This is a genomic window from Marivirga sp. (assembly GCF_035704835.1).
Lineage (GTDB): Bacteria > Bacteroidota > Bacteroidia > Cytophagales > Cyclobacteriaceae > Marivirga.
Genome location: NZ_DASSWQ010000019.1, coordinates 1 through 14,597, shown reverse-complemented (window position 1 = coordinate 14,597; position 14,597 = coordinate 1). Strand labels below are relative to the sequence as shown.

Below are 14,597 nucleotides of genomic sequence, written 5' to 3'. Positions count from 1 at the left end.
GAGTTATAATAGTATGAAAAAAATCAATCTAATTTTCATACTTTTTTTATGTCTATTTTTCAACGAACAGCTTAAAAGCCAGTCCTACCTTGGCATTAAAGGAGGCGTAAATGTTCCTACGGTCAATTTTAATGATTTTACTAATGTACCAATAACTACCCGGTTTGGAACCGCCTATTTTGTGAGTCCTACATTTGGGATTTCTTATCGTTATATGCAAAATGATAAGATTGGTATCCAAGCAGATTTAAATTATTCTACCAAAGGCTGGGGTCAAGGAATTGGAGATTCAACTAATACTTTTGTTGCAAATAGAGCCTTTACAGAAATTAATTACCTAGAGCTCCCATTTTATTTGCATTGGCAAATATTTGGGTCCGAAAAATTCAAGTTCTTCCTGGATGCTGGAGTTTATGTTGCTTGGGCTTTAAGTTCTACTTCTACTATTCAAAACGAAATAGGTATAGAACAAGTACAGATATTTTACTCCGTTGAAAATGATAATAGAGGTGATTTTGGGCTCTACGCAGCTTCGGGATTTTCTTATGATTTTTCTCTATTTATATTACAACTTGAAGGCAGTTTCAAAACTGGATTTGCCAATATTTTACCCGTCAATCATTTCGTTAGAGAAAACCCCACAATCTCAACTAATCAGGTTCCATCTTTTCAAGTCAGTTTATTATTCCCAATTTCAAAAAGTAGAAAGTAATTCAGTTTAAAAGACAAGGAACCATTTTTCATTTAAGAAGTTATTTCATTTAGTCTTAAAGATTGTATCTTACTTCTAGAAAAATTTAGATTCTTAAAAATGAGAAAATTAGCAATAACTGCCTTATTTACATTTTATGCTTTCCTAGGATTATCACTCCAAAAACCAATAGAAATTTTTTATGAAAAATCTGAGCAGGGATATATTTTTTATGCTCAAAATAAAGATGTAGTGCCTTATATGGTTCAATTGAATTTTAAGAAATTACTGAATCTTGAACCAGATGACAAGAGTAAAAATATTGAAAGAACCATCCCAGCAAATTCTTCCAAATATAAAATTCTGGAATTAGTCAAAAAGGAAAAAGATAAAAACACCTCTTTTGATTTTAGCTTTATCTATACTGTGGGAGATTTTTCAATAAAGCTAGAGGATGACTATGCCTATTGGCTACCTTATAAGCATGGTAAGAAAATTCGAGTTGGTCAAGGAAATAATGGTTCGGGAACACATAGAGGTGTAAATGCCATAGATTTTAATTTAGAAATTGGCGATAGTATTTATGCCGCAAGAGGGGGAGTCGTTTTTGATATCAAGGAAGACTCTAATATTGGTGGTAATAATCCCAAATTTGAACCCTATGGAAATTTTATTAAAATTTATCACGAAGACGGAACAGTAGGAAATTACGTGCATTTAGTGCAAAATGGTAGTCTTGTAAAAATAGGTGATAGAATTAGCCGTGGTCAGTTAATCGGGTTAAGTGGTAATACAGGTTGGAGCTCAGGACCTCACTTGCATTTTATGGTCGCTCAAAACAAAAATTTTCAAAACATTACGCTACCAGTCCAATTTCTAAATTATAAGGAGGAGACCTTCATTCCTCAAGAATCTAACAGTTATTATGCTTATCATCCCGGAATGCCAGATTTTGAGGTACAAAATAAAGAGAATTTTGATGAGTCTATGTATGAAAATAAATTAGAAGCTTCAAACTTGAAAGAGGGTATTCAATTTGATACTAAAAGGTATGATGATTATTATTTAATTTATGTCAACAACGGAATGGATACGAAAATGAATGGAAAGCTATATGTTACGCTCAATAACTTAATTTCGACAAAAGACCTTCCATTTACCTTTACTGTTCCTGCCAAAACTGTCATGTATCTTTTAGCTCTTTATCCCGAAGATAATTCAGAATCATTCAGTTATAAATTATCTGGAGAATTTAAATGAGAAAGTAATATTTCGAGGAACCCAAATTCATCCTGGAGCGTATGTACCAACATGGAAAAAGCAAAATTATTATATTTCTATGACCCTTTATGCGGTTGGTGTTTTGGATTCAGTCCGGTAATTAAAGATTTAGAAAAAAAATTTCAAGAGCAAATTGATTTTGAAGCGATCAGTGGTGGAATGGTGTTAGGAGAAAGGGTTAAGCCTTTAAGTGAAATGAAGGATTACTTAAAAGAAGCCATGCCTCGTTTGGAAGAAATGACAGGTGTAAAATTTGGAAAACCTTATTTAGAAATTCTAGAAGAAGGCAGCTTAATGCTTAATTCAGAATTGCCATGTATAGCTATGACGGTTTATAAGTCAATGACGCAGAAGTCTAATATTGAGTTTGCTTCGGCTTTGCAGTCTACTTTATATGAGAAGGGTTTAAGCTTGAATGAAATTGATAATTATAAAAAATTAGTAGAAAGTTTCGACCTTCCATGGGAAGTTTTCAAAAATAAATTGGAGGATTCTGCATATAAGGAAAAAACGTACCAAGAGTTTCAAATGAGTCAGCAGATGGGAATTGGTGGTTTTCCTTCAGTTGTTTTAAGTATTGGAAGTCAAGGCTATTTAATAGCGAGAGGTTACCGACCAAAGGCTGAATTAAAATCAGTAATAGAAGAAATACTAGCCAAAGAGTCATCGCCCTCCAAATAATATCAACATGATTATTTTAAGGGATGTATTCAAAATTCAATTTGAACGCATTCCTTTTTTTTATAATTCACAACTTCTCAAAATTCAGTTCCCTAAACCGCTGTATCAATTCCTGTAATTGCTTACCTTTGCCCAAAATTTGAATTAAGATTTTATCATGCATAGGACACATCATTGCGGAGAGTTAAGAATAGAAAATAAAGGTCAACACGTAGTTTTAAGTGGTTGGGTACAGCGCGTTCGAAATAAAGGCGGTTTGCTTTGGATCGATTTACGTGACCGCTATGGAATTACACAGCTTTTATGTGAAGAAGGTAAGACGAATGAAGATATTCTTAAAACTGCTCGAAAAATAGGAAGAGAATTTGTACTTCAAGCTAAAGGAGAAGTTTTGGAACGCTTTTCCAAAAATGATAAAATGGTAACAGGAGATATTGAAATCTTTGTGGAAGAATTGAATATCTTAAATGCGGCCAAAACACCACCTTTCACCATAGAAGATGATACAGATGGTGGAGAGGAATTGAGAATGCAGTACCGTTATTTGGATTTGAGAAGACCCGCAGTTAGAGAGAAACTACAACTACGTCATCAATTGATGCAGGCCACCCGCAGATTTATGGATGGAGCTGGATTCTTGGAAGTAGAAACTCCTGTTTTGATAAAATCTACCCCAGAGGGAGCTCGTGATTTTGTAGTGCCTTCTCGCGTTCATGAAGGCGAATTTTATGCATTACCACAATCTCCGCAGACGTTCAAGCAATTATTGATGGTGTCTGGTTTCGATAAATATTTTCAGATCGTGAAATGTTTTAGAGATGAAGATTTACGTGCTGATCGTCAGCCCGAGTTCACTCAAATCGACTGCGAAATGTCTTTTGTAGAGCAGGAAGACATTCTGAATACTTTTGAGAAAATGGTTAAATATCTCTTCAAAGAAGTAAAAGGGGTGGAGATTGAAGATTTTGCACGAATGACCTATGATCAAGCAATGAAACTGTATGGTTCTGATAAACCTGATATCAGATTCGGAATGCCGTTCGTAGAGTTAAATGAATATGCTCAAAACAAAGGATTTAATGTATTCGATCAAGCTGAATTGGTGGTTGCAATAAACGTTACTGGTGCTTCAGAATATACGCGTAAGCAATTAGATGAATTAACTGAGTTTGTAAAGCGTCCGCAAATTGGCGCCAAAGGATTGGTATACGTAAAATGCAATTTGGATGGAAGTTTCAAATCTTCAGTTGATAAATTTTACACCCAAGAAGATTTAAAAGCATGGGCTGAAGCAGCAGAGGCAAAGGCCGGTGATTTATTGTTGGTATTAAGTGGAGATGTTGATCACACCAGAAAAGCCATGAGTGAATTGCGCCTCAAGATGGGTGGCGAATTAGGCTTAAGAGATAAAAATGTATTTAGGCCACTCTGGGTTTTAGATTTCCCATTATTGGAATGGGATGAGGAATCAAAGCGATTCCACGCGATGCACCATCCATTCACAAGCCCAAAGATAGAAGATATGAAATTCATAGAATCTGACCCAGGAAGAATCAGAGCTAATGCATATGATATGGTTATTAATGGAGTGGAAATTGGAGGCGGAAGTATCAGAATACATGATAAATCATTGCAGCAAAAAATGTTTAAAGCTCTTGGCTTTACGGAAGAGGAAGCTCAAAAGCAATTTGGATTTTTAATGGAAGCATTTGAATACGGAGCACCTCCACATGGTGGAATAGCCTTCGGATTTGATAGATTATGCGCCATGTTCGGTGGTTCTGACTCAATTAGAGATTATATCGCCTTCCCAAAAAATAATGCAGGCAGAGATGTTATGATTGATTCACCATCCACTATTTCTCCTGAACAATTGAAAGAGCTACATTTAAGCATAAAATAATATTAAAGTCCTTTTTAGTTATTAATGGGTTTAAACAAATGTTAGTTATTCCATGAATTTAATTTTTGAATTAGTATAAATTGATAGAACATACTTACATTGACTTTTTGGGATGGGAACTTGCCGATCCCTTAACTTTTCTGACTGATATTTTGATGGGTAGTTTTTGCGCGTATTTTGGGCATAGACTCTTTCACGATTATAAGTCAAAATATGCAAGGCTGGCCTCATACTTTTTCTTATTTCTCAGCATATCTGCATTTTTAGGGGGTAGTGCCCATCTCTTGGATTTGTACTTGGGAAAAACACCGCGCCTTATTGCTTGGATTTTTCAAGGGTTTTCAATCTTATTTTTTCAGTTAGCAAGTTTGAAATTAGTGGGCTCTTCCCGAATAAGTTTGTTCCTTAGAGTGGTAATGTTTGCTTTGATCGGGGTGTTTATTTTTCAGGTGATTCGCATGCAGCATTTTGATATTGTTAAAATGTATTCTATTGCGGGGCTTATGGGTTTTGTTTCTATCATCCACCTTTTTAAATCTGTTCGAGAAAAAAACATAGTGTATTTACGAGTTTCTCTAGCTATTGCGGTCTTAGCTGTTCCTGCCATGATTCACAGCTTTGGGGTTAACTTTAATAAATGGGTTGACCAAAATGTTATCAGTCATATAATATTGTTACCCTGCTTTTATTTACTTTACAACTGTTTAAAAAATGTGGCGATTTCTAGAAAGAAAACTCAGCCATCACTGCAATCAATGCTCCTAAAAGAGAAATAAATAGTTTCTTGAAATTAAAGCTGTGGTCTGGGCTACTTTCAAAAAAGATGGTAGTAGAAATATGTAAAAAGTTACCAGATACAACAGCAAATAGAATGAGAAATGCTTTGTCAGAAAAAACTTCTGCATCATGTAAAATGTAACTTAGCCCTAAACCAGCAGGACTAGCAATACTAAATATAACCAATATGAGTACAGTTTTCCACTTGGTTGTTAGGTGACAAATTAAAACGGACATCAATGCAAATGCAGCGGGCATTTTATGCATTAATATTCCAAAGAAAATAGAATTTGAATTATCATGAGAGTGTACAGTGTCTGGGTGAGCCAACAGCGTACCCTCCAGGAAGGCATGTATTAGCAAAGCAATTAATAAGCCTAACCATTTATTTTGCCCGTGGCTATGATTATCCTGAGCATGATGTAAATGACCATGTTCCACACCCTCTGAGAAGTATTCCAAAATCACCTGGATAAAAAAACCAGCTAGCACATATAAACTGATGTAAGCTACATTTTCTCCTTGCGAAAATATTTCAGGTAAAATATGAATAATGGTAACCGAAAAAAGATAGGCACCTGTAAAAACCAACGCAAATTTAAAATATGAATTATTAACTTTCGGAATAAAGAATACTAGGTAACCAGCACCGAAAGTGAGTAAAAACATTAAAATAGAATTGCTAATCATAGTTTCTTTGCGATAAATATCATGCGTTCTGAGGTTTCTGGACCATATTCATTCAACTCATAATCGCCAAAAGTTTGCAAAAGCATAAAGTTAGCATTACGGAAATAGTCTAAAAAGGATAATCTTCTGATTGCTTCAATCCTTTCTTCAAATTTGTAATCTTTTCCCTCTACATTAAATTGGATCGTTTTGATAATATTTTCTCCATCAAAATGTCTGGTCAAATGAAATTCAATTCCATCAATAGTTTTAATTTCCTCCTTGACCAAATTGTGTATCACTCTATATGGATTTAAGAAATCCAGTGTGAAAATCCCTCCTGATTTAAGTGAATCAGAAATCGAACTAATACATTTTTGATTTTCTTTCTCAGAATTAAAAAAGCCAAAACTTGTAAATAGATTGAAAGCGTAATTAAAGTAATTTTCTTTTAAAGGGTAGCGCATGTCATGCACATGAAAATGCAGTTTTTTATTTTCATGAACTTTGGCTAATTCAATATTTCTTTTTGATAGGTCAATTCCCTCTACCTCATATCCTTTTTTATTTAAGAAAATAGAATGTCGGCCACTTCCGCAAGCAACATCTAGTAATTTAGCTTCTTGTGGGATTTTTAAATAATTCAGCAAATTGGATAAAAAGAACTTGGCTTCCTTTTCATCTCTATTTTTATAAAGCGTATGATAATAAGGAGAACCAAACCATTCATTTACCCATTCTTTTTTCTCTTCAGCCATATTTAAAGAATGATATTCTCGCCTAAGTTTTCAGTATGGAATTGCTGTGAATTACCATTAGCATCTTCATAAATGAAAAAGGCTTTTAAATGCTTTTGGGTTGCCAAAATTTCTTTTGCTTTTTCTAATCCTGTAACCATAAAAGCAGTTGACCATCCATCAGCTTCCATGCAAGTTGGGGCAATTACAGTTGAACTGATGATATCTCTTTGGATGGGATATCCTGTTTTCGGATTGATGCTGTGGCCATATTTTTGACCGTTATGAACGAAGAACTTCCTATAGTTCCCGGAAGTGGAAATAGCCTCATTGTCTAATTCAATAATAGCTACTCTTTTGGCTTGTTTTCCAGGTTCAGTTTTTGGGTCATCGATTCCAATAGCCCATAAGTCCTGATTTTCATTTTTCCCTTTTACTCTTAATTCTCCTCCTAGCTCAACCATCATATTTTCAACGCCTTTGGCTTTTAAAAAATCAAATACTACGTCTATAGAATAGCCTTGAGCAATTGCATTAAAATCAAGCGAAACTTTTTCCTTCTCCTTAACTACTTTTTGAGTGGTGAATTTAATGTATTCAAAACCCACATATTTTTTTATTTCCTCTATTCGACTGCTGTCGGGGAAATCCACTTTTTCAGGACCAAATCCCCATGCCTCAATTAATGGGTAAACCGTTGGGTCAAAAGCACCTTCAGAGGCTTCATATATTTCTTTAGATTTTTCTAAAACAGGATAAAAGAAGGGAGATTCAAACTGGAAGCTGTCTGATTTATTAAATCTTACTATTTCTGAACTTTTCACATAGGTAGATAAGCTCAAATCAAATGCATTCAATATAGAATCTACTTCAGGTTTGAAAATTCTGTTTTGTGCATCGGAATAAGTAATATTATAAGTAGTGCCTTGTGCCTCTCCAGAAATAAAAATATAAGGGGGATTTTCATTTTCAGGTTTTTGGTTATCTCTATAAAACCAAATTATTGCTACAGCTACAATTAAAATCAATGAATAAATTGAATTTTTCTTCCTATTGTTCATATTATTGGATTTGAAGCAAAACTACATTAAATGCAAATGATTTGCGAATACGAGAGCGGAATTTTGATAAGGAGCAAAAAAAAAGCCACCGTTCAGGTGGCTTGTATAATTAAATAGTTTGAAAATGTTTGTTTAACACATCACGGTACTTAGAACTGAAATTTCTGTAGCACCATTCCTTTAACAGATTTAGCTCCTGTTCAACTAACAGAGCAATAGCTTTTGACAATTCTTTTTCAAATAAACGCTTGTCGAAACTTACTTTTGAAAGAATTGATTTTACATAATCTAACATAGCTATTATAGTTTAGGATGTAGTTATTATTTTAAAGAACTTGATTTTAATACTATTTTGAAAATAGTAAAAATTTATTAAAATCGAAAATTAAACACTAATTTTAACGTTTGATTGCTAAAAGTATTTTAATCAAAATACGATAAATATGAAGTTTAGGTTAGTTTATTTTTTAATTATATTTCCAATCATATTTTGTAGTGCTATTGAGCTTAAAGCTCAGAGTATTTCTATAGAATTAGGTCCCGATAATATTGCCTTGAATGAGGCTTTTACCATTACTGTTAAAGTGGAGGGGGAGACTTTAAAATCCTATGATAAATTCCCAGATATTCCAGGTTTAGTGAAGCGAGGAACTTCGAGTAGCTCCTCTACTAATATATTTAATGGACAAGTTAGTAGAAGTCAAAGTATCACACAAACCTATGTTCCTGAAAGGGAGGGTAAGATCACTATTCCAGCCTTTACCATAAACGTGAATGGTAAAATAATAAGTTCAGGGGGGAAAATAGTGGAGGTTGGACCTGCAAAGCAGCAAAATCAAAATAGAAGATATGATCCTTTTGGAAGCGACCCTTTTGAAGATTTCTTTGGAAGAAATAATGAACCAGAAGAATTTGTTGATTTAAAAGAGGATGCATTTTTTGCTTTAACAACCGATAAAAATGAGGTGTATGTAGGAGAAGGCGTAAATACAACATTGGCATTTTATGTCTCCGCTGAAAACCGTGCACCACTTCAGTTTCATGATTTAACAAATCAACTTACTGATATTTTACAGAAGGTGAGACCGAATAATGTGTGGGAAGAAAACTTTAATATTGAAAACATAACAGCAGAACCCGTAAATATTGGAGGAAAGCGATATAGCGTTTATAAGATTTTTCAAGCTACCTTCTTCCCATTAGGAGACCAAGATATCGTTTTTCCTAAAGTTGGTTTGGAAATGATTAAATATCAAGTAGCAAAAAGTAGAAGCTTTTTTGGACAAAATAGAAAGGAAACTTTTAAGACATTTTACTCTAAACCAAAAACAATAAAAGTTAAACCATTGCCCGAGCACCCTTTAAAAGAGCAAGTTTCAGTTGGAAGTTATGAATTATCTGAAAATATTAATACTAATGAATTAACTACTGGAGAAAGTTTGCAATACGAATTTGAAGTTAGAGGAAGAGGAAATATTTCCGGAATATCAGAACCTATCGTAAATACTCAAAAGGAATTAGAGATTTATCCTCCCGATAAAAGCGAAAACATTACCAGAAGTGGAACGACAGTAAGAGGCTCAAAGTCGTTTCGTTATTACATGATTCCAAAAGAACCAGGTGAATATGATCTCTCAAAATATTTTCAATTTATATTTTTTAACACGACAACTGATAAATATGATACGCTAAAATCTGATTACACAATTCAAGTAAATGGAGAGAGTATGGCTTATGTAAATATAGAACAAGCTTCTTCCGATGGATTATTCTATGATAGGATAGATGAGGTTTCAAATCAGTTACAATCCCACCAGACCACTGAAATCTGGAAATGGGTCTTTAACATATTTCTTGTTGTGGCTTTTTCAATTTCCTTGTTCATCTTACTGAAAAAGTCCTAAATTGCGCTTCAATTTTTAGTAAATGAGCAATAGTTTCGGAAAAATCTTCAAAATTACTACTTATGGAGAATCACATGGGGTAGGTATTGGCGTCATCATTGACGGATGCCCTGCTGGTGTGAAAGTAAATGAAGTATTTTTGCAAGCTGAAATGCAAAGAAGAAAGCCGGGACAATCAAAAATTACAACTCAAAGAAAGGAAGAAGACGAAGTGGAAATCTTATCTGGTATTTTTGAGGGACAAACAACAGGAACTCCTATAGCTTTGGGAATCCGAAATACGAACCAAAAAAGTAAAGATTACTCACATATTAAAGATAGTTTTCGGCCATCTCATGCGGATTATACCTATCAAGAAAAATATGGGATTCGTGATTACAGAGGTGGTGGAAGAAGTTCAGCAAGAGAAACGGCTGCTAGAGTAGCTGCTGGAGCAATTGCTAAAATGTACTTGCAGCAATTAGGAATTAGTGTGACTGCTTATGTTTCTCAAGTTGGAAGTTTAAAGCTTGAAAAATCTTATCTAGATATGGACTTGAGCAGGGCTGACGATAATATAGTGCGTTGTGCTGATCCTGAGATGGCTGAAAAAATGATTCAGCATATTGATGAAACCAGAAAAAATAGAGATACAATTGGCGGAATCGTTAGTTGTGTAATTCAAGGAACTCCAGTAGGTTTGGGAGAACCTGTATTTGATAAATTACATGCAGTTTTGGGGCAAGCTATGTTAAGTATAAATGCTGTAAAGGGTTTTGAATACGGAAGTGGTTTTGAAGGGGTGAAAATGTACGGTTCAGAACATAATGATCGGTTTGAAACTGAAAATGGTAAAGTAAAAACTACCACAAATCATTCAGGTGGAGTCCAAGGTGGGATTTCCAATGGGCAAGACATTTACTTTAATGTAGCCTTTAAACCAATTGCTACCATTATGAATGACCAAGACAGTATTGATAAGGATGGAAATAAAGTGACAGTAAAGGGCAAGGGAAGGCATGACCCGTGTGTGGTGCCGAGAGCAGTTCCTATTGTGGAAGCAATGGCTGCTTTAACGATTGCTGATTTTATGTTGAGGGCTAAAACGAATAAAATTTGATGAAAAAATTACCATTACACATTAAAATAATTATTGGTCTGGTATTAGGTATTGTCTGGGCTTTTATTTCTAGTTATTTAGGCTGGAATCAATTTACAATTGACTGGATTGATCCTTTTGGTACTATTTTCATAAGAGTATTAAAAGCAATAGCTGTTCCATTGGTATTACTTTCCATTATCAGCGGGGTATCTGGTTTGACTGATATTAATAAATTAGGAAAACTTGGACTAAAAACTATTGTATTTTACATAGGCTCAACTGTTTTGGCCGTAGGGATTGGTCTTACACTGGTCAATTTGGTTCAGCCTGGCAAATTTGTAAATGAAGAACAAAGGGTAACAAACAGGATTAAATACGAACTATGGGTTAGTGAAAATCCAGATGTTCCTCGTCCAAAAGATGGTCGTTCATTTTTGAAAGAAGAGCGTTTTCAAGATTTGGTCAATTCTACCATGAATGAGGATACCATGGATTCACTAAGAAATGCAACAGTATCTTCCAATGATAAGGTGGATAGATTATCAGAGACTGCAGAAGATACTGGTAATAAAGGACCATTAAGTTTTTTCGTGGATATGGTGCCAGAGAATGTTTTTGGCGCGTTTAGTACTAATTCGAACATGCTCCAAGTTATTTTCTTTGCACTGTTTTTTGGTATTTGCTTAGCACTGTTGCCTAATGAAAAGGTAGGGGGAGTGATTGATTTTGTAAATGGTGCTAATGAAGTAATTCTCAAAATGGTAGATATTATCATGAAAGCTGCCCCTGTTTTTGTCTTTGCGTTATTAGCAGGAGTTATAGCAAAAATGGCTGATACACCTGCCGAGGTGCTGCAGATTTTCAAAGGTCTGGGAAGTTATTCTTTAACTTTACTTGTAGGATTGTTATTTATGATTTTTGTCTTATATCCTCTTATAATTGCGCTATTCGTAAAGAAAATAAGTTACAGAGAATTCTTTAGAAGATTTAGTCCGGCCCAATTTTTGGCTTTTTCAACTTCTAGCAGTGCAGCGACATTACCCGTAACCATGGAGTGTGTAGAGGAGAATATCGGGGTATTTAAGAAAATAAGCAGTTTCGTATTGCCAATTGGTGCAACAGTGAATATGGATGGTACTAGTATGTATCAAGCTATTGCAGTAGTTTTCTTAGCCCAATTGCATATGGTTGATTTAACTTTAGGTCAGCAGTTGACCATAGTATTAACCGCTACTTTAGCTTCAATTGGTTCAGCCGCTGTGCCAAGTGCTGGTTTAGTAATGATGATAATCGTATTGAATTCAGTAGGATTAAATCCTGCATGGGTAGCCATTATTTTTCCTGTAGATAGAATTTTAGATATGTTTAGGACAGTAGTGAACGTAACTGGAGATGCTACTGTTTGTACATTAATTGCTAAGTCTGAAGGTGAACTTAATGTCCCTAATGACGTTCCTGCAAGTAAATAATTTAATTGATAAGGCAATTATTTTTTTTAAATAGTGATATTCAGATAGTTATAAAATTTATCGATTAATTGCCTATTAGGTTTTATTTAAATTAAATAAAGAATATGAGTACACAGACACAACAACCTGTTACCATTTACATGGAAGCCAATCCGAATCCGAATTCTTTGAAATTCGCAACTAATCAAATGTTGGTGCCGGAAGGCGATTCTTTTGATTTTCCATCTATAGATGATACAGCTCAAGCACCATTAGCAGAGCTCCTTTTTAAAAAGGAGTATGTAGATAGAGTGTTTTATATGAGTAACTTCGTAACGGTGACCAAAAAGGCTGAGTACGAATGGGTAGAAATTCAAAACGAAATTAAAACAGTTATAAAGGAATTTTTAGAATCTGGAAAGCGTGTAATTGAATTACAAGCCAAAGATTTATTTGAGCAGCCCAACAAAAGCGAAAATGCTGAGCTTGAAGAGCAAATCAAGAATATATTAGAAGAATATATTAAGCCTGCTGTTGAGCAAGATGGGGGCGCTATTTCCTTCCATTCTTATGAAAAAGACAGTCAAAGAGTGAAGCTATTATTGCAAGGAGCTTGTAGTGGATGCCCATCTTCTACTATTACATTAAAGGCGGGAATTGAAAATCTTCTGAAAAGAATGTTGCCTAATGATGTGAAAGAAGTAGAGGCAGAAGGCGTTTAAAAAATAGAATTAAAAATCTTGAGCAGTCCAATTGATACAATCGATTGACTGCTTTTTTGAGCCTCATCCTTAGTCCTTCTCCTTTGGAGCAGGAAATATGTTCTTAACTAGCATCTATTTAATAATCATAAAATGAAAAATATCAGACCTTTTCATGTAGCTTTCCCAGTCACGAATCTGCAGGCAACCCGTCAATTCTTCGAAGATGTATTAAATTGTAAAATAGGACGTACTTCTGAAAGATGGATAGATTTTGATTTATATGGACACCAAATTACTGCTCACTTAACGGATCAGCCTGTCCAAGAACCACCAGCCAATCCTGTTGATGGAAAATCTGTTCCAATTAAGCATTTTGGAGTAATTTTAGAGTGGCAGCAATGGCATGATTTGGCGGATCGATTGAAAGAAGCAAAAACAGATTTCGTTATCGAGCCTTACATTCGTTTCAAAGGTGAGGCAGGAGAACAAGCCACTATGTTTTTCTTGGATCCCAGCGGAAATGCTTTGGAGTTCAAATCATTCAAAAGAGACGAAGATATCTTCGCATCTTGATTTTAATTCTAGAGGGTTAGATTTTTAAAGCACTTTAATTAAGAAAGAAGAAATCTTTTCCAAAGTTTATCTAATAAAATACTTCATGAATTTAGACGACATGAAAAATTGAGAAAAACCAACTTTGGAAATGTTAGGTGATAATTTTAACTCAGGTTTTATTTAAACAAAATTCATCAAACCGATTGCCTCCGCTTTTGGTTATACATCATATAACGTTCTGGCAATGGAGCTTAAAGACCTATATCGATTAGTAAGAAGAGGGGAAGGAGATACGCTTGAATTTAAACGGAAGGCTGCTCATCCTGAAAAAATTGTGAAGGAGTTTGTAGCTTTTGCTAATACAAAAGGTGGAAATGTATTAATCGGTGTAGATGATAATGGTAATATTCCAGGCGTAAAATATGCCGAGGAAGAAATCTATGTATTGAATAAGGCATTATCTAAGCTTTGTAAACCCAGACTTAAATACGAATATCACATTATTCCATTGGATGAAGATGAAAGTAGAGCGGTAGTGCATTATGAGGTGGCAGAAAGCAAAAAAAAGCCACACTACGCATTACCAGATGAAAATACTGATTGGGGAAAAGCCTATGTTCGTTTAGCCGATAAAAGCATTCAAGCCAGCAAAGAAGTTAGAAATGTCATTAAATTCTCCCAAAGGAAAAATGGAAGAGTGCTTCAGATTCAGGAAAAGGAAAAAGTTTTATTAGAATATTTAGGTGAGCATGAATCCATAACGTTGACCAAATTCCAAGAAATTTCCAAGCTAAACAGATATAAAGCCTCAATGGTTTTAGTGAATTTAGTAGTGTCCAACATTCTCAAAATTAATCCTTCAGATAAGGAAGATACCTTCAGTATGGCACCCATTATTAAATATTGAGAATGTTCTGTTTTCTGTGAATTTAATTACACTATATCTATATTATTTTTCATAAAATACTTAGTCAGCCCTTAAAAACCCCATAATATATCCCTTTTAATGGTAAAAAATTTTGATAACAGATGAAACAGCTTTGATACATCTTTTGTAAATAGAGCCAAAGAGATGATTTCCATATGTTCATCATCCTTTTGAAGT

The 14,597-nt window shown here is 34.5% G+C and carries 14 protein-coding genes; 11 read left to right on the top strand and 3 right to left on the bottom strand.

Annotated features, from left to right (window positions below; translation table 11 throughout):
• The first annotated feature begins 13 nt into the window (after positions 1–13).
• The 5 genes from VFM92_RS02930 (at position 14) to VFM92_RS02910 (ending at position 5,332) form a co-directional block, all read left to right on the top strand.
• Entirely contained in the window at positions 14–712 is a 699-nt protein-coding gene (locus tag VFM92_RS02930) for a porin family protein (RefSeq protein ID WP_325120698.1), read from the top strand.
• Positions 713–811: 99 nt separating this feature from the next.
• Positions 812–1,951, top strand: a complete 1,140-nt coding sequence (locus VFM92_RS02925) for a M23 family metallopeptidase (protein WP_325120697.1) — start codon at positions 812–814, stop codon at positions 1,949–1,951.
• Between the two features lie 51 nt (positions 1,952–2,002).
• Positions 2,003–2,653 (top strand): DsbA family protein, encoded by a 651-nt coding sequence (locus VFM92_RS02920; RefSeq protein ID WP_325120696.1) that lies wholly within the window; start codon positions 2,003–2,005, stop codon positions 2,651–2,653.
• A gap of 157 nt (positions 2,654–2,810) precedes the next feature.
• A complete protein-coding gene (gene aspS / locus VFM92_RS02915; protein WP_325120695.1) occupies positions 2,811–4,556 on the top strand; it encodes an aspartate--tRNA ligase in 1,746 nt (581 codons plus the stop codon).
• A gap of 80 nt (positions 4,557–4,636) precedes the next feature.
• Positions 4,637–5,332, top strand: a complete 696-nt coding sequence (locus VFM92_RS02910; RefSeq protein ID WP_325120694.1) for a DUF6962 family protein — start codon at positions 4,637–4,639, stop codon at positions 5,330–5,332.
• Here VFM92_RS02910 and VFM92_RS02905 read toward each other — a convergent pair.
• The 3 genes from VFM92_RS02905 to VFM92_RS02895 are packed head-to-tail and all read right to left on the bottom strand — an operon-like array spanning position 5,280 to position 7,800.
• The gene (locus VFM92_RS02905) at positions 5,280–6,002 is read right to left on the bottom strand and encodes a ZIP family metal transporter (RefSeq protein WP_325120693.1); all 723 of its coding nucleotides are present in this window, start codon (positions 6,000–6,002) and stop codon (positions 5,280–5,282) included. The two genes, VFM92_RS02910 and VFM92_RS02905, sit on opposite strands and share 53 nt — an antisense overlap.
• 17 nt (positions 6,003–6,019) lie before the next feature.
• Entirely contained in the window at positions 6,020–6,760 is a 741-nt protein-coding gene (locus tag VFM92_RS02900; RefSeq protein ID WP_325120692.1) for a class I SAM-dependent methyltransferase, read from the bottom strand.
• A gap of 2 nt (positions 6,761–6,762) precedes the next feature.
• Positions 6,763–7,800 carry an FAD:protein FMN transferase gene (locus tag VFM92_RS02895; protein ID WP_325120691.1) on the bottom strand — a complete coding sequence of 346 codons (1,038 nt, stop codon included), beginning with the start codon at positions 7,798–7,800 and terminating at the stop codon, positions 6,763–6,765.
• Positions 7,801–8,243: 443 nt separating this feature from the next.
• Between VFM92_RS02895 and VFM92_RS02890 the strand changes: the two genes are divergently transcribed.
• The 6 genes from VFM92_RS02890 to VFM92_RS02865 all read left to right on the top strand — a co-directional run bounded on the left by VFM92_RS02890 (position 8,244) and on the right by VFM92_RS02865 (position 14,399).
• Entirely contained in the window at positions 8,244–9,704 is a 1,461-nt protein-coding gene (locus VFM92_RS02890) for a BatD family protein (protein ID WP_325120690.1), read from the top strand.
• A gap of 22 nt (positions 9,705–9,726) precedes the next feature.
• Complete coding sequence (gene aroC, locus VFM92_RS02885) at positions 9,727–10,803, top strand: chorismate synthase (RefSeq protein ID WP_325120689.1); 1,077 nt, start codon at positions 9,727–9,729, stop codon at positions 10,801–10,803.
• Entirely contained in the window at positions 10,803–12,254 is a 1,452-nt protein-coding gene (locus VFM92_RS02880) for a dicarboxylate/amino acid:cation symporter (RefSeq protein WP_325120688.1), read from the top strand. The genes aroC and VFM92_RS02880 overlap by 1 nt, the downstream gene beginning before the upstream one ends.
• Positions 12,255–12,358: 104 nt before the next feature.
• Positions 12,359–12,955, top strand: coding sequence for a NifU family protein (locus VFM92_RS02875; protein WP_325120687.1), 597 nt, complete (start codon positions 12,359–12,361; stop codon positions 12,953–12,955).
• 132 nt (positions 12,956–13,087) lie between these two features.
• Positions 13,088–13,510, top strand: coding sequence for a VOC family protein (locus tag VFM92_RS02870; RefSeq protein WP_325120686.1), 423 nt, complete (start codon positions 13,088–13,090; stop codon positions 13,508–13,510).
• A gap of 226 nt (positions 13,511–13,736) precedes the next feature.
• Positions 13,737–14,399 carry an ATP-binding protein gene (locus VFM92_RS02865; protein ID WP_325120685.1) on the top strand — a complete coding sequence of 221 codons (663 nt, stop codon included), beginning with the start codon at positions 13,737–13,739 and terminating at the stop codon, positions 14,397–14,399.
• Positions 14,400–14,597: the final 198 nt, after the last annotated feature.